Genomic DNA, 18,709 nt, shown 5'->3' on the forward strand with positions numbered 1-18,709 from the left:
GCCGAGCTTGCCCTTGACCAGGTCACCGGCGGCGGCGATCTCGTCGGCGACCGCCACCTCCGTCACCACCAGTTCGTTGCCCTGACTGTCCCGGGCCCCGGCGTAGGCGTGCAGCACCGGAAGCCCGACCGCACCGATCGCGGCATCGATCTGACCGTTGCGCCACGCCCGGCCCATCGTGTCGGTGACCACCACCGCCACCCGCACCCCGAGCGCCACCTCGATCGCGTCCCGCAGGGCGGCGGCGCTGGCATCGGGATCCTCCGGCAGCAACGCGAGTTCGGAACCCGCCACGTTCGAGCCGTCGATCCCCGACGCCGCCTGCACGATCCCGAGCCGGTTCTCGGTGATCAGGGTCCGCCCCTTGCGGGCCACGATCCGGACCGCCTCCTGCTCGACCAGCCGCCGCCGGGCCGCATCGCGCTCCTCCGGGTCCGTCGGCGAGGACACGATCCGGCCCTCCACCTTCGAGAACACCTTGCTGGTGACCACCAGCACATCACCTTCGGCCAGCCACGGCGCCGCCGCGACCACCGCCGCGGCGAGGTCGTCGCCGGGCCGGAACTCGGGCAGACCGGTCACCGGCAGGATCTCGATCGCACCGCCCGGCGCGTGATCGAGCCGGGACACCCCGGCGGGGTCGGTCACAGCGTCACCCCCGCCACGTCCAGCGCCGCCCGCACCATCGCCGCGGTCACGTCGGGGTCCGACATGATCAGCGGCACCCTGGCCACCTCGACGCCGGGGACCTCGGCGGTGTCGGTGTCGTGGACCAGCCAGCCGTCGAGGATCCCGGTCCCGCCCCTGGCCCCGTACCAGCGGCCGATCGCCTCCGCCGACGTTTCCACCCCGATCACGTCGAGGCATTCGTCGGCCATGCCGCGCAACGGTTTTCCCCCGACGATCGGCGAGATCCCGACCACCCTCGCCGCGGTGGTGCGCAACGCACCCCGGATCCCGGGCACCGCCAGGATCGCCCCGACACTGACCACCGGATTCGACGGCGCCAGCAACACGATGTCGGCGTTCTCGATCGCCTCGACCACCCCCGGCGCCGGGGCCGCCTGCTCGGCGCCGATGTGCGCGAAGCTGTGCGTCGGCACCCGCGCGCGGTACCGCACCCACCACTCCTGGAAGTGGATCGCCCGCTGCTCCCCGTCCTCGGGATCGGTGATCACGACGTGAGTTTCACTACGGTCGTCGGTCACCGGCAGCAGCGTCACACCCGGCCGCCACCGGTTGCACAACGCCTCGGTCACCGCCGACAACGGATACCCCGTCCGCAGCATCTGGGTGCGAATCAGATGCGTCGCGATGTCCCGGTCACCGAGCCCGAACCAATCCGGTTTCGCACCATAGGCGGCGAGTTCCTCCCTGGCATTCCAGGTTTCACCGGCATGCCCCCACCCACGCTCGGTGTCGATACCGCCGCCGAGGGTATACATGCAGGTGTCCAGGTCCGGGCAGATCCGCAGCCCGTGCATCCAGACGTCGTCACCGACATTGACCACAGCAGTGATGCAATGGCCGGAATCGGCGCCCCCACCACCGGGCGCATCGGCCCCGAGCAACCTCCGCACACCTAGCAGGAACCGGGCCCCACCCACCCCGCCAACCAATACAGTCACGTTCACGATGCAAGCCTAGGCGGTGGCCGTCCGCCTCCTGTGAGCTGCTTCCCCGGAGCGATTCGCGAGCGCGAAATAGTAATCGACTTTGGGCGGTTAGCTTGACCGCGACACGCTGGGCGTGTCTAATCACAAATATGTCATTCCGACGTTGCGGGCGTGGAATCACTTGCAGCGGGGATCAATTCGAACGAATGTTCGAACGGGTGGCAGGGGTGTTCGGGTCGGGGTACATGATCGATCGAAATTTTCTGCGCTATCACAGGTGAGGAGGCGGAACGATGCCCAATGAGCAGATCGAGTCGGAGACTCGCTGGAGCACAGTAAGCGACGAACCGCAGACCAATTCCGAAGCAGGCGCAGCGGACGGCGTCTGTGTTCAAGAAGTCTGTGTGCAAGTAATTCCTGTGCCGGAACTCGTCGCACAGGAAGTCGAGACGACGGGCCCCCGCCCGGCGTTGAGTCTGGTGACAGGTTTCGACGAACTGTTCGAGACCATCGAGGATCAGTGGCAGGAACGAGCGCTCTGTGCGCAGACCGACCCTGAGGCCTTCTTCCCCGAAAAGGGAGGCTCCACCCGGGAAGCGAAGCGCATCTGCCTGGGCTGCGAGGTGCGGGACGAATGCCTCGACTACGCACTGGCCAACGACGAGCGGTTCGGTATCTGGGGTGGCCTGTCGGAGCGTGAGCGCCGGCGCCTGAAGCGGGGGATCGTCTAGTCAGTCTTCGTCGCCCGGCAAATCCGGGTCGATGACCTCGGGTTCGACTCCGAGGTACGTACTCACCTGCTGTACGAGCACGTCGTGCACCAGGTCGGTGAGGTCGTCCGGATCCTTGGCGCGCTGTTCGAGCGGTCGCCGGAACAGGACGACTCGCGCCCGCGTCGTGGATCCGTGCCGGTCGATGCCGGCCGGGATCAGTCGGGACAGCGGCACGGGCCCGTCCGCCACGACCTCGGCGGGCCAGTTGACCGAATCCGGGTCGAGCGCATGAATCTTCGGGACCTCGTCGACGGCGATGTCCAGCTTCGTCAGGCGTTCACGCCAGCGCGCGTCGATCGGCGCGAACGCCTCCAGGACCACCAGATCGAACTTCTCTGCGCGGCTCCGTCGTGCCGGCGCGTCCGGAGGGAAAACGGACCCGCGGATTCCCCGTCCCCGTCGGTCGACGGATCGGGTGGTCACGGGACGCCTGCGTCGTGCTCTGGACATGGTGTGGACATTACGACAGCCGCACACTCTCGGTGTGTCCGAGTAGGTGTCGGGCCTTCGTGGGGCTAGGCTCCCTAGCTGTGAGATCTCTGCGTCGATGCTGCCGCCCCGGGTGCAAGAACCCCGCTGTCGCGACGCTCACGTACGTCTACTCCGACTCCACCGCCGTCGTCGGCCCGCTCGCCACGGTCGACGAACCGCACTCGTGGGATCTGTGCGAAACGCACGCGTCGAGGATTACCGCACCCAAGGGCTGGGAACTGGTTCGGTACGAGGGTGGGTTCTCGTCGAGCACCCCCGACGAGGACGATCTGACCGCGCTGGCGGAGGCCGTGCGGGAGGCGGGCCTCGGCGATCGCGGGCGGTCCGAACGGGCCCTGTCCACCGAGGATCGCGCGGAGACCGGCACCCAGCCCGGCCCGGCGCGCACCGGTCGTCGTGGCCACCTGCGGGTACTTCCCGACCCGTCCAACTGACGTCCCAGCCTGTTCCGGGCCTGCGGTCCGCGGCGTGCCGTGCCCGCGACGGGCAGGCATTAGGCTTGCGCCAGCACTGGTGCTCGTAAAGGAGAAACAAGAAGTGGCGCGATCAGCCGAGTCCGTACATGCCGTGATCAAGGCTTACGACGTGCGGGGTGTCGTCGGTGAACACATCGACGCCGCGTTCGTGCAGGACGTGGGTGGCGCATTCGCACGACTCGTTCGCGAGGAGAGCGCCACGAAGGTCGTGATCGGCTACGACATGCGCGCGTCCTCGCCGGATCTGACCCGCGCGTTCGCCGACGGCGTCACCGCCCAGGGCCTGGACGTCGTCCTCATCGGACTCGCGTCCACCGATCAGCTGTATTTCGCTTCGGGGATGCTCGACTGTCCGGGTGCGATGTTCACGGCGAGCCACAATCCGGCGAAGTACAACGGCATCAAGCTGTGCCGCGCAGGCGCGAAGCCGGTGGGGCAGGAGACGGGCCTCGCCACGATCGCGGCCGAGGTCGTCGACGGGGTTCCCGCGTTCGCCGGCGCTCCCGGCACGGTGTCCGAGGAGGACGTGCTCGAGCAGTACGCGAGTTTCGTCCGCGGACTGGTGAACCTCTCCGACCTCCGTCCGCTGACGGTGGCCGTCGACGCGGGCAACGGAATGGGCGGGCACACCGTTCCCGCCGTGTTCGAGCCGATGCCGGTGAAGCTGGAACCGCTGTACTTCGAGCTCGACGGCACGTTCCCGAACCACGAGGCGAATCCGCTCGACCCGGCCAACCTCGTGGACCTGCAGCGGTACGTCCGTGAGACCGGTGCCGACATCGGTCTGGCCTTCGACGGCGACGCCGACCGCTGCTTCGTCGTCGACGAGCTCGGCAACCCGGTGTCGCCGTCCGCCGTCACGGCCCTGGTCGCCGAGCGGGAGCTGGCCAAGGAGCCCGGCGCGACCGTCATCCACAACCTCATCACGTCCCGCGCGGTGCCGGAGCTGGTGACCGAGCTGGGCGGACACCCGGTCCGCACCCGGGTGGGGCATTCGTTCATCAAGCAGCAGATGGCCGAGACGGGCGCGATCTTCGGCGGCGAGCACTCCGCGCACTACTACTTCCGCGACTTCTGGGGCGCCGACTCCGGCATGCTCGCCGGACTGCACGTCCTCGCGGCACTGGGGGAGCAGGATCGTCCGCTGTCCGAGCTGATGGCGAAGTACGAGCGGTACGCGGCGTCGGGAGAGATCAACTCGACCGTCGCGGACGCCGCCGAACGGACCGACGCGGTGTTGTCGGCGTTCGCCGAGCGCACCACGTACGTGGATCGGCTCGACGGTGTCACGGTCGAACTGACGGACGGCGCGTGGTTCAACGTGCGGGCCTCCAACACCGAACCGCTCCTGCGACTCAACGTGGAGGCGCCGACGACGGCCGAGGTAGATGCACTCGTTACCGAGATACTGGGCATCGTCCGAGCCTGACTGCCATAGTTGGAACTACAGGTTCTGCTCGTGCTGCGAATGTGGCTTGCACTGATGAAGGAAGGGGGTGCGGTGTCATGACAGCGCCGACGCCCCTGCTCGATCTAGACGACGGGGACGCACTGGTTGCGGCGGACACCGAGGGTGCGTTGCGTTCCGCCGCCATGGGTGGTGCCCAGATCCGGGCCACCCGGTCCGCGGTCGAGGAGGGGGCTCTCGAACGACTGCAGGGGCTGCGTCCGCGCAGCGTGGTGGTGGTGACCGGCGCGGGGCGTGCCAGCCGTGGGGCGGCGATCCTGACGGCGGTCCTCGCCGAACGGATCGGTTTCCCGCTGGTGCGCGCCACCCGGACCCCCGTGTGGGTGGGCCCGCTCGACGTGGTGGTGGTGGCCGGCGACGACGCAGGCGACCCCCGGCTCGTGCAGGCCATCGACGCGGCGGTGCGCCGCGGCGCGGAAGTGGTGGTGGCGGCACCGGACGAGGGACCCTTGCAGGCCGCGGCGGCCGGACGCGTCGTCATGTTCGCGCCACGTGTCCGGGCACTCACCCGGCACGGTCTGCTGCGGTACTTCGCCGTTCTGCTGGCCGTCCTCCGGGTGCTCGGTTCGGAACGTTGGGGCGACGAGGTTCCCGACCTCGAGCAGATCGCTGACGCCGTCGACGGTGAGGCGCTGCGCGACAGGCCGAACAGCGAGGTGTTTCACAATCCCGCGAAATCGTTGGCCTCCCGCATGCAGGGACGCCGCATCGTGCTCACGGGCGATACGGAGAGCACGGTGGAACTGGCCCGGCACGGCGCCGAAGCGCTACTGCACGCGGGCCGCGTGGCGACCGCGTCGGAGCTTTCGGACGTGCTGAGTGCGGCGGGTACGTTCCGTGTCGACCAGGCGCTCTCCGCGCACGACTCGATATTCCACGATCCCGAGCTGGACGGTCCGCCGCCGGCGAGCCCGGTGCGCACGTTCGTATTGTCCGCCGACGCCGATCGGATGCTCGTCGAACGCAGGATCGCAGCCCTGGGCGACGTCGACCTCGTCGTCGCGTCCTCGGACGAGGGTCTGGTTCCGTCTCAGCGTCCCGAGCTGGAACAGGCGGCGGTCCTCGTCGGCAGACTCGACATGACGGCCGCGTATCTCCAGTTGATCGGCGGTATCTAGTGCACCGACTCGAAGGTGCGCTCCGGTCCTACGCGTGGGGATCGCGCACAGCCATCGCACAGCTGCGTGGACTTCCGGTTCCCACGGCGCATCCGGAGGCGGAACTGTGGTTGGGCGCGCACCCGGGTGATCCCGCCCGCGTCCTCACCGAGGAGGGGCCCCGGTCCCTTCTGGACCTGGTGCATTCGGAACCCGAACGCCAGCTCGGCAAGCGGAGTGTGGAGACGTTCGGCGAACGGCTCCCGTTCCTGCTGAAGTTGCTCGCGTCGGAGGAACCACTGTCGTTGCAGGCCCATCCGAGCGCCGAGCAGGCGTGGGAGGGATTCGCCCGGGAGAACGAAGCGGGAATCCCCCTCGAATCCTCGGTGCGCAACTACAAGGACGCCAGCCACAAACCCGAACTCGTCGTGGCCCTCAGCCGGTTCCACGCGCTCGCCGGATTCCGGGACCCTCAGCGGACGGTCAAACTGCTCGAGGCGATCGCGGTTCCGGAGCTGCAGCCCTACGCCGGCCTGATTGCCGGGCAACCCGACTCGGACGGTCTCCGCGCGCTGTTCACCACGTGGATCACGTTGCCGCAGCCGGTGCTCGGCGCGCTGATGCCGAGGGTGCTCGACGGATGCGTCGCCTATCTGTCGAACACCAAGGACGGTGAGTTCACGGCGGAGATCCGCACGGCCCTCGAATTGAGTGAGGTGTATCCGGGGGACGCGGGTGTTCTCGCCGCGCTCCTCCTGAACCGGGTCACTCTCGAACCAGGGCAGGGCCTGTACCTCGACGCGGGCAACCTCCACGCCTACCTGCACGGGATGGCCGTCGAGATCATGGCCAACTCCGACAACGTGCTGCGCGGGGGACTCACGCCCAAGCACGTTGACGTTCCGGAGTTGCTGCGCGTCCTCGACTTCGACACCGTCGACATTCCGATTCTGGAGGCGGAAGAGCGCCCGAGCCGTGGCGAATTCGTGTACTCGACGCCGGCGCCGGAATTCGTCCTCGCGCGGATCGACCTGTCGCCGGACGGCCCCACGGAGCACCGGCTCGACTCGGAGGGGCCGCACATTCTGCTGTGCACCTCGGGTTCGGTGGAGTTGCGGTGCGGAACCGATGCCCTCGAACTGTCCCAGGGCAACGCCGTCTGGATCGCGGCCGAGGACCCCGAAGTGGTGGTGACCGCAGGCACCGAGTGTGCCCAGTTGTTCAGTGCGAGAGTCGGCCCGCCGATCGCGTAGCCTGTGATCCGCCCTGCGATCCGAGAAGGGCTCCGCGGCCCGTCGTGAGGGTCGTGTGCGACCGAGAGGAGAATTCAGTTGTCGGCTCATGGGGGAAAGAAGGCGATTCTCGCCGCGCTCGGCGCCAATGCCGGTATCGCGGTAGCCAAGTTCGCCGGCTTCCTGATCACCGGCTCGTCGTCCATGCTGGCGGAATCCGTGCACTCGGTGGCCGACACCTCCAACCAGGGCCTGCTCCTGCTCGGCCAGAAGAAGGCCGAACGCGCCGCCGACGATCTGCACCAGTTCGGTTACGGGCGTAGCCGGTACTTCTACTCGTTCGTCGTCGCGCTCGTGTTGTTCAGCCTCGGTTCGCTGTTCGCGATCTACGAGGGCATCCACAAGATCCAGCACCCCGAGGGACTCACGTCGCCCCTCGTGGCGGTGGTCATCCTGGTGATCGCCATCGGGCTCGAGACGTTCAGCTTCCTCACCGCCGTGCGGGAGTCGCGTCCCCTCAAGGGACGGGCGAGCTGGTGGGGATTCATCCGCACGTCGCGCAGCCCGGAGCTTCCCGTCGTGCTGCTCGAGGACACCGGCGCACTGGTCGGTCTGGTTCTCGCGCTCGGTGGTGTCGGACTGACGATGCTCACCGGGGATCCGGTGTGGGACGGTGTCGGCACCCTCTGCATCGGCGCCCTGCTCGGAATCATCGCGATCATCCTCATCGTCGAGATGCAGAGCCTGCTGATCGGTGAAGGAGCCACCGCCGACGAGGAGTCGCGTATTCTCGCCGCTCTCGTCGACGGCGAGAAGATCGAGCGCGTCATCCATTGCAAGACGCAGTACCTCGGACCCGAGGAAATCCTCGTGGCCGCGAAAGTGGCCGTGGCCGCCGGATCGGACATCAGCGCGGTCGCCGAAGCCATCGACGAGGCCGAGGCGCGAGTGCGCGGCGCAGTCCCCGCGGCTCGACGCATCTACATCGAACCCGACCTGTTCCGGGCAACCGAAGGCATAGGCTGAACGGCAACTTTCGATTGAGGAGGCTGATATGGCCATCCAGGACAAAGGCAGCGGAGAACCGCACCTAGGCGGCAGGCCGACCGGATTGTTCCGCACCAAGTCGATCGAGCAGTCGATCCGGGACACGGACGAACCGGAAACCAAGCTCCGCAAGGATCTGACGGCGTGGGACCTGACCGTCTTCGGTGTCGCCGTCGTCATCGGCGCCGGAATCTTCACGCTCACCGCGCGCACCGCAGGCAACGTCGCCGGTCCCGCCGTGTCGGCGGCGTTCGTGATCGCCGCCATCGCGTGCGGGCTCGCCGCGCTCTGCTACGCCGAGTTCGCCTCGACTGTCCCGGTGGCGGGCAGTGCGTACACGTTCTCCTACGCGACGTTCGGTGAACTGATCGCGTGGATCATCGGCTGGGACCTCATCCTCGAATTCGCGCTCGCCGCGTCGGTCGTCGCGAAGGGCTGGTCGCTCTATCTCGGTGAGGTGATCGGCAACCACACACCGGTGGCGCAGATCGGCTCGGTCACGTTCGACTGGGGTGCGGTACTCATCGTCGCCATCATCACCGTCGTGCTGGCAACGGGCACCAAGCTGTCGTCGCGGGTCTCACTCGTGATCACCTCGATCAAGGTGGCCGTGGTGCTCGTCGTGGTCGTGGTCGGCGCGTTCTACATCGACACCGACAACTACTCCCCGTACATCCCCCCGTCCGAGGCGGGCAGCACGGGCGAGGGTATCCATCAGTCCTTGTTCTCCTACATCACGGGCGCGGGCGGCAGCACGTTCGGCTGGTACGGACTGCTGGCGGCGGCGAGCCTGGTGTTCTTCGCGTTCATCGGGTTCGACATCGTCGCCACCACCGCCGAGGAGACGAAGGATCCGCAGAAGGCGTTGCCCCGCGGAATTCTGGGATCGCTGCTGATCGTGACGGTCCTGTACGTGGCGGTGACGCTGGTGCTCACCGGGATGGTCGACTACCACGAATTGTCCGGGGACAGTTCCAATCTGGCCACCGCGTTCGGCATTCACGGAATTACGTGGGCGAAGAACCTGATCTCGTTCGGCGCGCTGGCGGGCCTCACCACCGTGGTGATGGTGCTGATGCTCGGGCAGACCCGGGTTCTGTTCGCCATGTCCCGGGACGGGCTGATGCCGCGGCGGCTGGCGCCGACCGGCAAGCACGGCACACCCGTTCGGATCACCGTGCTCGTCGGTGTCGTGGTGGCCGTGCTCGCGGGCATCTTCCCGATCGGCACCCTCGAGGAGATGGTGAACATCGGAACGCTGTTCGCGTTCGTCCTCGTGTCGATCGGCGTGATCGTGCTGCGCCGGACCCGCCCGGACCTGCCCCGCGGATTCCGTGTCCCGCTGGTGCCGTGGGTGCCGGTCCTCGCCGTCCTCGCCTGCCTGTGGTTGATGGTGAATCTGTCCGTCGAGACGTGGATCCGGTTCATCGTGTGGATGGCGCTCGGCGTGATCATCTACTTCGCCTACAGCCGCCGCCACTCGATGATGGAGAGACGAAGCCGCGGCGAGGTCTGACACGCAACGGGATTGGACGTCCGGGGGTCGGAGCGGCAGTACCGGGCGAGTGCCCCGGAGGCGGCGGGCACTAATGTCGTCGCCATGACTTCGTCGCGTGTCCGGGTGCCCTATCAGGAGGCTGCGCGGCTGCTGCTGCGTCAGTCGGTGCTCGATGCGATGCGGGATCTCCTGTTCGAGAAGGACTGGTCGGACATCACGATGTCGGATGTCGCGGCCGGCGCCGGGGTGAGCAGGCAGACGCTCTACAACGAGTTCAAGTCCCGGCAAGGGCTGGCGGAGGCGTATGCCCTCCGGCTGGCCGACGAGCTGGTCGACGCGGTCGACGAGGCGCTCGTGGCGAACGTCGGGCAAGGTCGCGCCGCGCTGCTCTCCGGATTCACCGCGTTCTTCGCCGCCAGCTTGTCCGACCCTCTAGTGCAGTCACTTCTGCGTGGCGAGACCAAGCCCGATCTGCTGCGCCTGATCACAACCGAGAGCGCGCCGATCATCGAGCGGGCCTCCACTCGGCTCGCCGACGTCTTCCAGCGGGGCTGGGTGCGGGCGAACCCGTCGGACGCGGGGATTCTCAGCCGCGCCATCGTGCGCCTCGCTATGAGTTACATCTCGATGCCACCCGAATCCGAGGCCAACGTCGCCGAGGATCTGGGTGCCCTTCTGGGACCTTTCGTGGACGAGGCGGTCGACGGGGCCGATCGGGAGTGACCGCCCCGCGGCGCAGCCTCACGTGAGTGTGACCCTCGGGCCGCAGTACCGATAGCCTTGACCGAAACAGCAGTCAACCAGGAGAGGCAGATGACGACCTCAGTTTCAACCACGCCCGTGGCCGAGAGCCGAAACGGGATCGATTTCAAGGTGGCGGACCTTTCGCTCGCCGAGTTCGGCCGCAAGGAGATCCGGCTCGCCGAGCACGAGATGCCGGGACTGATGGCGCTTCGCCGCGAGTACGCAGAGGTGCTGCCGCTCAAGGGTGCTCGCATTTCCGGTTCGCTGCACATGACCATCCAGACGGCCGTCCTCATCGAGACGCTCACCGCGCTGGGCGCCGAGGTCCGCTGGGCCTCGTGCAACATCTTCTCGACGCAGGATCACGCAGCCGCCGCGATCGTCGTCGGCCCGCACGGCACGCCCGAGGAGCCGCAGGGCACCCCGGTCTTCGCGTGGAAGGGCGAGACGCTCGAGGAGTACTGGTGGGCCGCCGAGCAGATGCTCACCTGGCCGGACGCCGACAAGCCCGCGAACATGATCCTCGACGACGGCGGCGACGCCACGATGCTCGTCCTCAAGGGCGCGCAGTTCGAGAAGTCCGGCGTCGTGCCGCCCACCGACGACGAGCGGGATTCCGACGAGTACAAGGTGTTTCTCGCCCTGCTGCGTCAGTCCCTCGAAGCGGACAAGACCAAGTGGACCAAAGTTGCGGAGTCGGTCCAGGGCGTCACCGAGGAGACCACGACCGGTGTCCTTCGTCTCTACCAGGTCGCGGCCGCCGGTGAACTCGTGTTCCCGGCCATCAACGTCAACGACTCGGTCACCAAGAGCAAGTTCGACAACAAGTACGGCACCCGGCACTCGCTGCTCGACGGCATCAACCGGGGCACCGACGTGCTGATCGGCGGCAAGGCCGCGCTCGTCTGCGGTTACGGCGACGTCGGCAAGGGTTGCGCGGAGGCTCTGCGCGGACAGGGTGCCCGCGTCGCGGTCACCGAGGTCGACCCGATCAACGCCCTCCAGGCGCTGATGGACGGCTTCGAGGTGAAGACGGTCGAGCAGGCCATCGGCTGGGCCGACATCGTGATCACGTCCACGGGCAACAAGGACATCATCACGTTCGAGCACATGCAGCAGATGAAGCACCAGGCCATCCTGGGCAACATCGGCCACTTCGACAACGAGATCGACATGGCCGGCCTCGAGCGTTCCGGCGAGGTCACGCGCATCAACATCAAGCCGCAGGTGGACGAGTTCCGGTTCAAGGACGGCCACTCGATCATCGTGCTGTCCGAGGGCCGTCTGCTGAATCTCGGCAACGCCACCGGCCACCCCTCGTTCGTGATGAGCAACAGCTTCTCCAACCAGGTGATCGCGCAGATCGAACTGTGGACGAAGCCGGAGGAGTACGACAACGAGGTGTACCGCCTCCCGAAGCACCTCGACGAGAAGGTCGCGAAGATCCACGTCGAAGCGCTCGGTGGCACGCTCACCAAGCTCACGAAGGAGCAGGCGGAGTACATCGGCGTCGACGTCGAGGGTCCGTTCAAGCCCGAGCACTACCGGTACTAGAGATCGCGGCGTCCCCCGGTCCGTCGCGTACGGGCCGGGGGATAGCCTTCTTCCTCGTGGGAAAACTGATTGCGCTGGAAGGCCTGGACGGCGCGGGCAAGCGAACACTCGTCGGCGCAGTGGTAACACGCCTCACCGACCAGGGTCTGACGGTCGGCACCCTCGACTTTCCGCGGTACGGCAGGTCCGTGCACGCTGATCTGGCGTCCGAGGCTCTCAAGGGTGCGCACGGTGACCTCAGTGACTCCGTGCACGCGATGGCCGTGATGTTCGCGCTGGACCGGTCCGGTGCCGTCGGGGAGCTGTCAGCGCTGCTCGCCGAACACGACCTGGTGATTCTCGACCGCTATGTGGCGTCCAACGCCGCGTACGGTGCGGCCCGGTTGCATCAGGGGGCGGACGGGGAGTTCGTGGGTTGGGTGGAGAACCTCGAATTCGAGCGGCTGGGGTTGCCTCGGCCCGACCTGCAGCTGTATCTGGACGTTCCCGTCGCGCTGGCCGCGCAACGCGCCCGCGGCCGCGAATCGGCGGATGCGAGCCGGTCGCTCGACGCCTACGAACGCGACCGTGGACTGCAGGAACGCACCGGCGAGGTGTACCGCGAGCTGGCCGTGAAGGACTGGATTTCGCCGTGGTGGGTACTCACCCCGGACACCGATCCGGTCACGCTCGCCGAAAACCTGGCACTCTTGAGTGACGACACGGCACGCCGTGACGAGAAAGAACACGGCACGCCGTAACGGCGAACGGGCTGTTACGGCCTCCGAAGATGCAACGATAGGGACATGAAGCCAAGGATTCTGGTTGTCGACGACGACACTGCGCTCGCGGAGATGCTCACGATCGTCCTCCGCGGCGAAGGATTCGATCCGTATGTGGTGGGGGACGGGACCCAGGCGCTCACCGCGGTCCGGGAGACACGCCCGGACCTGGTGCTGCTCGACCTGATGCTGCCCGGCATGAACGGCATCGACGTGTGTCGGGTCCTGCGAGCCGATTCCGGTGTCCCCATCGTGATGCTGACCGCGAAGACGGACACCGTCGACGTGGTCCTCGGATTGGAATCCGGCGCGGACGACTACATCATGAAGCCGTTCAAGCCGAAGGAGCTGGTGGCGCGGGTCCGGGCACGGCTTCGCCGGACCGAGGACGAGCCGGCCGAGCTGCTCAGCATCGCCGACATCGTCATCGACGTCCCCGCCCACAAGGTGAGCCGGGGCGAAGAACTGATCTCCCTCACCCCCCTCGAGTTCGACCTTCTGGTGGCTCTGGCGCGCAAACCGCGACAGGTGTTCACCCGTGAGGTCCTGCTCGAGCAGGTGTGGGGTTACCGACATGCAGCCGACACCCGACTGGTCAACGTGCACGTTCAGCGTTTGCGGGCCAAGGTCGAGACTGATCCCGAGAATCCCGAAGTGGTTTTGACGGTCAGGGGGGTCGGCTACAAGGCCGGACCGCCGTGACAGGTGTTTCCCGATGGCGGCGTCGTGTCAACCGACGCGTTTCGCCGATCCTTCGGTGGGGTCACTCACTGAGCAATACCCTCGCGCACACGTGGCGTCGTTCGCTGCAGCTGAGGGTCGTCGTCTCGACGTTGACGTTGTCGCTCATCGTCATCGTCGTGCTCGGCGTCGTGCTGACGAGCCAGATCACCGACCGTCTGCTCGAAACGAAGATCAACGCGGCGACCGAGGAGATGGACCGTGCCCGCAGCACGGTCGAAGGGCAGCTGGCCGGCGCGGACGACAGTAGTTCGCCCACCACCCAGCTCGACGGTGCCCGGGCCGCGCTGACGAACCGGGAGCCCGACGCCGGTCAGGCGTCGGGGTCGGCGGGAACGTTCGATCCTGTGCTGATCGTGCCGGGTGACGGTCCCCGCGCCCCGACGTCCAGCGGTCCGGCGGACCAGATCCCGGAATCACTGCGGGCGTTCGTCCAGGCCGGTCAGGTGGCCTACCAGTTCGCCACCGTGAACGATCCCGAAGGCTATTCGGGGCCGGCACTGATCGTCGGAAGCCCGACCGCGTCCGCTATCTCCACGCTCGAGCTGTACCTCGTGTTCCCGCTGGCCAGTGAGGACCGCAGCCTGTCACTGGTGCGCGGCACGCTGCTGGTGGGTGGTGCGGTGCTCGCCGTGCTGCTCGCGGCCATCGCGCTCCTCGTCGCCCGGCAGGTGGTTCTGCCCATCCGGTCGGCGTCCCGGATCGCGGTGCGCTTCGCCGACGGCCGGCTGAAGGAACGCATGCCCGTGCGCGGCGAGGACGACATGGCCCGGCTGGCGATGTCGTTCAACGAGATGGCGGAGAGCCTGTCGAAACAGATCACCCAGCTCGAGGAGTTCGGAAATCTCCAGAAGAGATTCACCTCCGACGTGAGCCACGAGCTGCGGACACCGCTGACGACGGTGCGGATGGCGGCCGACCTCATCCACGACGGCAGCGACGATCTCGACCCCGTGCTCCGGCGGTCGTCGGAGTTGCTGGTCGCCGAACTCGACCGGTTCGAAGGGCTGCTGGCCGATCTCCTCGAGATCAGCAGGCACGACGCCGGTGTCGCGGAACTGGCCGCCGAGCAACTCGACGTCCGCATGTGTGCGCGTGCGGCGATCTCGACGGTCCGTCACCTCGCGCGCGAGAGCGGAACCGAACTGATCGTGGACCTGCCCGATCAGGCAATCATGGCCGAGGTGGACCCGCGTCGCGTGGAACGCATTCTGCGGAACCTCCTCGCGAACGCGATCGATCACGGAGAAGGCAAACCGGTGCTGCTGCGCCTGCGCGCCGACGACAGCGCTGCGGCGTTCATCGTGCGCGACCAGGGTGTGGGCCTGCGGCCTGGCGAGGAGAAGCTGGTGTTCAACAGGTTCTGGCGGTCCGACCCGTCGCGTGTGCGACGGTCGGGCGGTACCGGCCTCGGACTCGCGATCAGTGTGGAGGACGCGAATCTCCACGACGGCAGGCTCGAGGCATGGGGCGAACCCGGCGAAGGGGCCTGCTTCCGGCTGACACTGCCGCGGGTGCGGGGCCGCAAGGTCGTGTCGAGCCCGCTGCCGCTGAAGCCGGGAACCGCGAAATACGTTCAGGGGCAGCCTGTCCCGGGCGACACCACGTTGCCGGTGCGCAACGAGAGCCCGGAGACGGCGGCCGACGAGTCTCACACGGTTCCCCAGAAGCGTGAGCGTGCGCACGTCGGTGACCGAGACGGTTCGCACCTTCCGGAGCGGGACCTGTGACGCCCGGCAGGCGATCCGCCCTGCTGTCGCGGTCGGTGTGCGGAGCGATCGTCCTCGCGGTGCTCGTCACGGTCAGTGGGTGCGCGAGCCTCCCGGATTCGTCCACACCGCAGGCGATCGGCACGATCAACCGTGACTCGCCGGGATCGAGTGTCGCGGCCCCCGCGCCGGGGCGCGAACCCGACCTGCTGCTGCGTGACTTCTTCAAGGCCAGTACCGATCCGTCCGACCGGCACCTCGCGGCCCGCCAGTTCCTCACCCCCGGTGTGTCCGGCAGGTGGGACGACGCGGCCAGCGCGACCATCGTCGACAAGGTCGACGTCCTCCCGGAGACACGGTCGGCCGACCAGGCGACGTACACGATCCGCGCCAACAAGGTGGGGCAGCTCGAGCCCGGTGGACTGTACGTGGCGGAGGAGGGCAGTTTCGAGACGAAGATCAGTCTCGAGCTGCAGGGCGGTGAGTGGCGGATCTCCGAGCTCCCCGCAGGCGTGATCCTCGACCGGGCGCAGTTCCTGAACACGTACCAGCGCAAATCGCTGTACTTCCTCGACCCGGCCGGGACGACGGTCGTGCCGGATCCGCGCTGGGTGTCGGGCGCCCAGGACCAGATGGCGTCGCAGCTGATCGGTCTGCTGATCGACGGGCCGAAGGCCGCCCTGGCCCCGGCGGTGCGCAACGAGCTCGGCGACGGCGTGTCGGTGCGCGGCCCGATCACGAAGGCCGACGGCCGCACCGCGCAGGTGGGGGTGGGGCTCGGCGGGATCCGGATCGACTTCGCCGGCGTGCCGCCGATGGACGCGCAGGCGAAGCAGCTGTTCGCGGCGCAGGTGATCTGGACGCTGGCCAACGCGGAGATCTCGGGCCCCTACGTGCTGCTCGCCGACGGCGAGCCCTTCGACGAGCGGTTCCCGAACGGGTGGACCACCGCCGACGTCGCGTCCATGAATCCGTTTGCGACGTCGAGCGCCACCGTGGGGTTGCACGCGCTGCGCGAGGGTTCGATGGTGAGCGTCACCGAGACCGGTGTCACTCCGGTGCCCGGGTACTTCGGTTCGGCCCGCAACATGCGTTCGCTCGCGCTGTCGCAGGACGGAAAGCTGGTCGCCGCCGTCGCGGACACCGGGCGTCCCGCGCCGGAACCCGCGAGTTCGCTGATGGTCGGCGCGTACGAGGACGGTGCCGCGTCGGTGCTCGAGGGCGGCGCGATCACCCGCCCGACATGGGCGCCCGACAATTCGGCGATCTGGGCAGCGGTCAACGGCAACACGGTCATCCGAGTGTTGCGCGAGCCCGGCACCGGCCGGACGTCGGTGGTCAACGTCGACGCCGGCGCCGTCACCGCGCTGGGTGCCACGATCACCGAGTTGCGGCTGTCCCGCGACGGGGTGCGCGCGGCTCTGATCGTCGACGGCAAGGTCTACCTCGCGATCGTCACCCAGATGCCGGGCGGTGAGTACGCCTTGACGAATCCCCGTGCGGTCGCGATCGGTCTGGGCAGCCCGGCGCTGTCCCTGGACTGGAGCACCAGTGACACGATCGTCGTCGCGCGCGCGGCCTCGGACATCCCGGTGGTGCAGGTGGCCGTCGACGGTTCGCGGATGGACGCGCTGCCGAGCCGCAACCTGACCGCGCCGGTGGTGGCCGTGGACGCGTCGACGACCACGGAGTTCGTCGCAGACTCCCGGGCGGTGTTCCAGTTGAACAACAACGATCCGGCTGGTGACCGGTACTGGCGGGAGGTTCCCGGGTTGACGGGTGTGAAGGCGATCCCGGTCCTGCCGGGCTGAGGCTGTCGGCGCGGTCGCCGATACTGCCCGCATGCGCGCCCTGCCCGGCCTCCGGAACCTGCTCGACCTGATCCTGCCCGCCGAATGCGGCGGGTGCGGGGTGCCGGGCACGCAGTGGTGTGCCCGCTGCGCCACGGAGTTGGCCGACGATCCCGTGCTGCTCCGGCCCCGCGTCGATCCCGGGGTCGGGGTGTGGGCCCTCGGAACGTACTCGGGTGCCCGCCGCCGCGCCGTGATCGCCGCGAAGGAACGCGGGCGGCGCGATCTCGCTGCGCCCCTCGGATCCGCCGTCGCGGGCGCCCTGGGCCGTCTGCAGCAGTGGGGTGAACTCGTCCCACCGGACGTGGCCCCGGTGGTTCTGGTGCCGGCTCCGACGCGTCCCCGGGCGGCCCGTGCACGCGGCGGCGACCCCGTCACCCGGATCGCCGTCGCCGCGGTGGGGGACAGGCGCGTGTGCCCCGCGCTCGTGATGCGGCGCGCCGTGCGCGATTCGGTCGGACTGAGCGCGGATCAACGTCGAGTAAACCTCGAGGGTGGCGTCCGGTTGACGCGCAAGGGTGAAGGATTCGCGCGGCACCTCGCGTCGGAACCGGCAGCACTGCACCGGGTCTCGGTGGTATTGCTGGACGACGTGTCGACCACCGGGGCGACCGCGGCCGAGTCGGTCCGGGTGCTGTCGGGGGTGGGTATCCGAGTGAGCGCGGTGGTCGTCGTGGCGGGTGTCAGATGAAATTCTGCCGAACAGTGGCACTCGCGCGCGTTACGTACTAGCGTCGCGGACACACCCGAAAACACAGGTAGGAGGTGGAACTTCGAACCTGGTGCCGGGCGGACCCCCTTCCGGCATTGCTCAAACTCGCCGCCGCCCATCAAGGGGCGGGGCCGTAATCGGGAGGTACGAGTGACGACCCCTTCGCAAGCCTCGGTTTTCGTCGACGACAGCACATCGGATGCACAAGAGAAGACGGATACCCCCAACGCCGAGATCGTCGTCAAGGGACGCAACGTCGAGGTACCCGACCACTTCCGCGTGTACGTCTCCGAGAAGCTGTCGCGCCTCGAGCGCTTCGATCCCTCCATATTTCTGTTCGATGTCGAACTTCACCACGAACCCAATCGACGCCAGAGGAAAAACTGCCAGCGCGTCGAGATCACTGCCCGAGGCAAGGGGCCGGTAGCCCGAGCCGAGGCATGCGCCGACAGTTTCTATGCAGCATTCGAGTCGGTGACCGCCAAGCTCGAGAGCAGGCTCCGCCGCACCAAGGATCGCAAAAAGGTCCACTACGGGGAAAAGACCCCGGTGTCGGTGGCGGAGGCCACCGCCGCACTCGCCGAGGACGACAGTCTCGGCATCAGTCCCGACATCTCCCTGGACGGTCAGGTGTCGGACGAGCACACACCGGGTCATGTCGTGCGTACCAAGGAACACAAGGCCACGCCGATGACCGTCGACGACGCTTTGTACGAGATGGAGCTGGTAGGACACGATTTCTTCCTGTTCCACGACAAGGAGTCGGACAAGGCGACCGTCGTCTACCGGCGGCACGCGTTCGACTACGGATTGATACGTCTGGCGTGATGTACACCCGTTCCGCCTGACGATCGGAGCGGTCGGTCTACTCGTCCGATCGCGGAAGCGCCTACCATGGAATCCGGCCGGGGTTCTCGGACCTCCGGCCGGATTTTGTGT

The 18,709-nt window shown here is 67.6% G+C and carries 18 protein-coding genes; 15 read left to right on the top strand and 3 right to left on the bottom strand.

Going from position 1 to position 18,709, the window contains the following annotated elements; genetic code table 11:
- The coding region (locus tag ACFWAY_RS29120; RefSeq protein WP_378513027.1) for a coenzyme F420-0:L-glutamate ligase at positions 1 to 648 on the bottom strand (648 nt) is incomplete at its 3' end.
- Positions 645 to 1,634 carry a 2-phospho-L-lactate transferase gene (gene cofD / locus ACFWAY_RS29125; protein ID WP_378513028.1) on the bottom strand — a complete coding sequence of 330 codons (990 nt, stop codon included), beginning with the start codon at positions 1,632 to 1,634 and terminating at the stop codon, positions 645 to 647. The genes ACFWAY_RS29120 and cofD, both read right to left, overlap by 4 nt.
- 452 nt (positions 1,635 to 2,086) lie before the next feature.
- Between cofD and ACFWAY_RS29130 the strand changes: the two genes are divergently transcribed.
- A complete protein-coding gene (locus ACFWAY_RS29130; RefSeq protein WP_166680705.1) occupies positions 2,087 to 2,347 on the top strand; it encodes a WhiB family transcriptional regulator in 261 nt (86 codons plus the stop codon).
- On the opposite strand, the gene ACFWAY_RS29135 is transcribed toward ACFWAY_RS29130, so the two are convergent.
- The gene (locus tag ACFWAY_RS29135) at positions 2,348 to 2,839 is read right to left on the bottom strand and encodes a metallopeptidase family protein (RefSeq protein WP_029539455.1); all 492 of its coding nucleotides are present in this window, start codon (positions 2,837 to 2,839) and stop codon (positions 2,348 to 2,350) included.
- Positions 2,840 to 2,919: 80 nt separating this feature from the next.
- Between ACFWAY_RS29135 and ACFWAY_RS29140 the strand changes: the two genes are divergently transcribed.
- The 14 genes from ACFWAY_RS29140 to hpf all read left to right on the top strand — a co-directional run bounded on the left by ACFWAY_RS29140 (position 2,920) and on the right by hpf (position 18,598).
- Complete coding sequence (locus ACFWAY_RS29140; RefSeq protein ID WP_378456707.1) at positions 2,920 to 3,315, top strand: DUF3499 domain-containing protein; 396 nt, start codon at positions 2,920 to 2,922, stop codon at positions 3,313 to 3,315.
- A gap of 103 nt (positions 3,316 to 3,418) precedes the next feature.
- On the top strand, positions 3,419 to 4,786 hold the full coding sequence (locus ACFWAY_RS29145) for a phosphomannomutase/phosphoglucomutase (RefSeq protein ID WP_378513029.1): 1,368 nt from the start codon (positions 3,419 to 3,421) through the stop codon (positions 4,784 to 4,786).
- A gap of 77 nt (positions 4,787 to 4,863) precedes the next feature.
- Positions 4,864 to 5,943, top strand: a complete 1,080-nt coding sequence (locus ACFWAY_RS29150) for a tobH protein (protein WP_378456705.1) — start codon at positions 4,864 to 4,866, stop codon at positions 5,941 to 5,943.
- Positions 5,943 to 7,175: a mannose-6-phosphate isomerase, class I gene (manA, locus tag ACFWAY_RS29155; protein WP_378456704.1), complete on the top strand. Its 1,233-nt coding sequence runs from the start codon at positions 5,943 to 5,945 to the stop codon at positions 7,173 to 7,175. The genes ACFWAY_RS29150 and manA overlap by 1 nt, the downstream gene beginning before the upstream one ends.
- Positions 7,176 to 7,253: 78 nt before the next feature.
- Complete coding sequence (locus tag ACFWAY_RS29160) at positions 7,254 to 8,180, top strand: cation diffusion facilitator family transporter (protein ID WP_378456703.1); 927 nt, start codon at positions 7,254 to 7,256, stop codon at positions 8,178 to 8,180.
- Between the two features lie 28 nt (positions 8,181 to 8,208).
- Positions 8,209 to 9,717 (top strand): amino acid permease, encoded by a 1,509-nt coding sequence (locus ACFWAY_RS29165; protein WP_378456702.1) that lies wholly within the window; start codon positions 8,209 to 8,211, stop codon positions 9,715 to 9,717.
- Between the two features lie 84 nt (positions 9,718 to 9,801).
- A complete protein-coding gene (locus tag ACFWAY_RS29170) occupies positions 9,802 to 10,422 on the top strand; it encodes a TetR family transcriptional regulator (protein WP_378456701.1) in 621 nt (206 codons plus the stop codon).
- Between the two features lie 90 nt (positions 10,423 to 10,512).
- A complete protein-coding gene (gene ahcY / locus ACFWAY_RS29175; RefSeq protein WP_378456700.1) occupies positions 10,513 to 11,997 on the top strand; it encodes an adenosylhomocysteinase in 1,485 nt (494 codons plus the stop codon).
- A 56-nt stretch (positions 11,998 to 12,053) separates the two neighbouring features.
- Positions 12,054 to 12,737, top strand: a complete 684-nt coding sequence (locus ACFWAY_RS29180; protein ID WP_378513030.1) for a dTMP kinase — start codon at positions 12,054 to 12,056, stop codon at positions 12,735 to 12,737.
- Positions 12,738 to 12,782: 45 nt separating this feature from the next.
- Entirely contained in the window at positions 12,783 to 13,460 is a 678-nt protein-coding gene (mtrA, locus tag ACFWAY_RS29185) for an MtrAB system response regulator MtrA (RefSeq protein WP_005240059.1), read from the top strand.
- Positions 13,457 to 15,229, top strand: coding sequence for an MtrAB system histidine kinase MtrB (mtrB, locus tag ACFWAY_RS29190; RefSeq protein WP_378456698.1), 1,773 nt, complete (start codon positions 13,457 to 13,459; stop codon positions 15,227 to 15,229). The genes mtrA and mtrB overlap by 4 nt, the downstream gene beginning before the upstream one ends.
- Complete coding sequence (gene lpqB, locus ACFWAY_RS29195) at positions 15,226 to 17,019, top strand: MtrAB system accessory lipoprotein LpqB (protein ID WP_378456697.1); 1,794 nt, start codon at positions 15,226 to 15,228, stop codon at positions 17,017 to 17,019. The genes mtrB and lpqB overlap by 4 nt, the downstream gene beginning before the upstream one ends.
- 31 nt (positions 17,020 to 17,050) lie before the next feature.
- Complete coding sequence (locus ACFWAY_RS29200) at positions 17,051 to 17,749, top strand: ComF family protein (protein WP_378513031.1); 699 nt, start codon at positions 17,051 to 17,053, stop codon at positions 17,747 to 17,749.
- A 171-nt stretch (positions 17,750 to 17,920) separates the two neighbouring features.
- Positions 17,921 to 18,598: a ribosome hibernation-promoting factor, HPF/YfiA family gene (gene hpf / locus ACFWAY_RS29205; RefSeq protein ID WP_378456695.1), complete on the top strand. Its 678-nt coding sequence runs from the start codon at positions 17,921 to 17,923 to the stop codon at positions 18,596 to 18,598.
- Positions 18,599 to 18,709: the final 111 nt, after the last annotated feature.

It is taken from the genome of Rhodococcus sp. NPDC059968 (assembly GCF_042738615.1).
Classification (GTDB): domain Bacteria; phylum Actinomycetota; class Actinomycetes; order Mycobacteriales; family Mycobacteriaceae; genus Rhodococcus_F.

Coding starts and splice junctions, on each gene's coding strand:
- ACFWAY_RS29135 (WP_029539455.1), bottom strand. CDS start 2,839: ATGTCCAGAGCACGACGCAGGCGTCCCGTGACCACCCGATCCGTCGAC.
- ACFWAY_RS29150 (WP_378456705.1), top strand. CDS start 4,864: ATGACAGCGCCGACGCCCCTGCTCGATCTAGACGACGGGGACGCACTG.
- ACFWAY_RS29165 (WP_378456702.1), top strand. CDS start 8,209: ATGGCCATCCAGGACAAAGGCAGCGGAGAACCGCACCTAGGCGGCAGG.
- ACFWAY_RS29170 (WP_378456701.1), top strand. CDS start 9,802: ATGACTTCGTCGCGTGTCCGGGTGCCCTATCAGGAGGCTGCGCGGCTG.
- ahcY (WP_378456700.1), top strand. CDS start 10,513: ATGACGACCTCAGTTTCAACCACGCCCGTGGCCGAGAGCCGAAACGGG.
- mtrA (WP_005240059.1), top strand. CDS start 12,783: ATGAAGCCAAGGATTCTGGTTGTCGACGACGACACTGCGCTCGCGGAG.
- ACFWAY_RS29200 (WP_378513031.1), top strand. CDS start 17,051: ATGCGCGCCCTGCCCGGCCTCCGGAACCTGCTCGACCTGATCCTGCCC.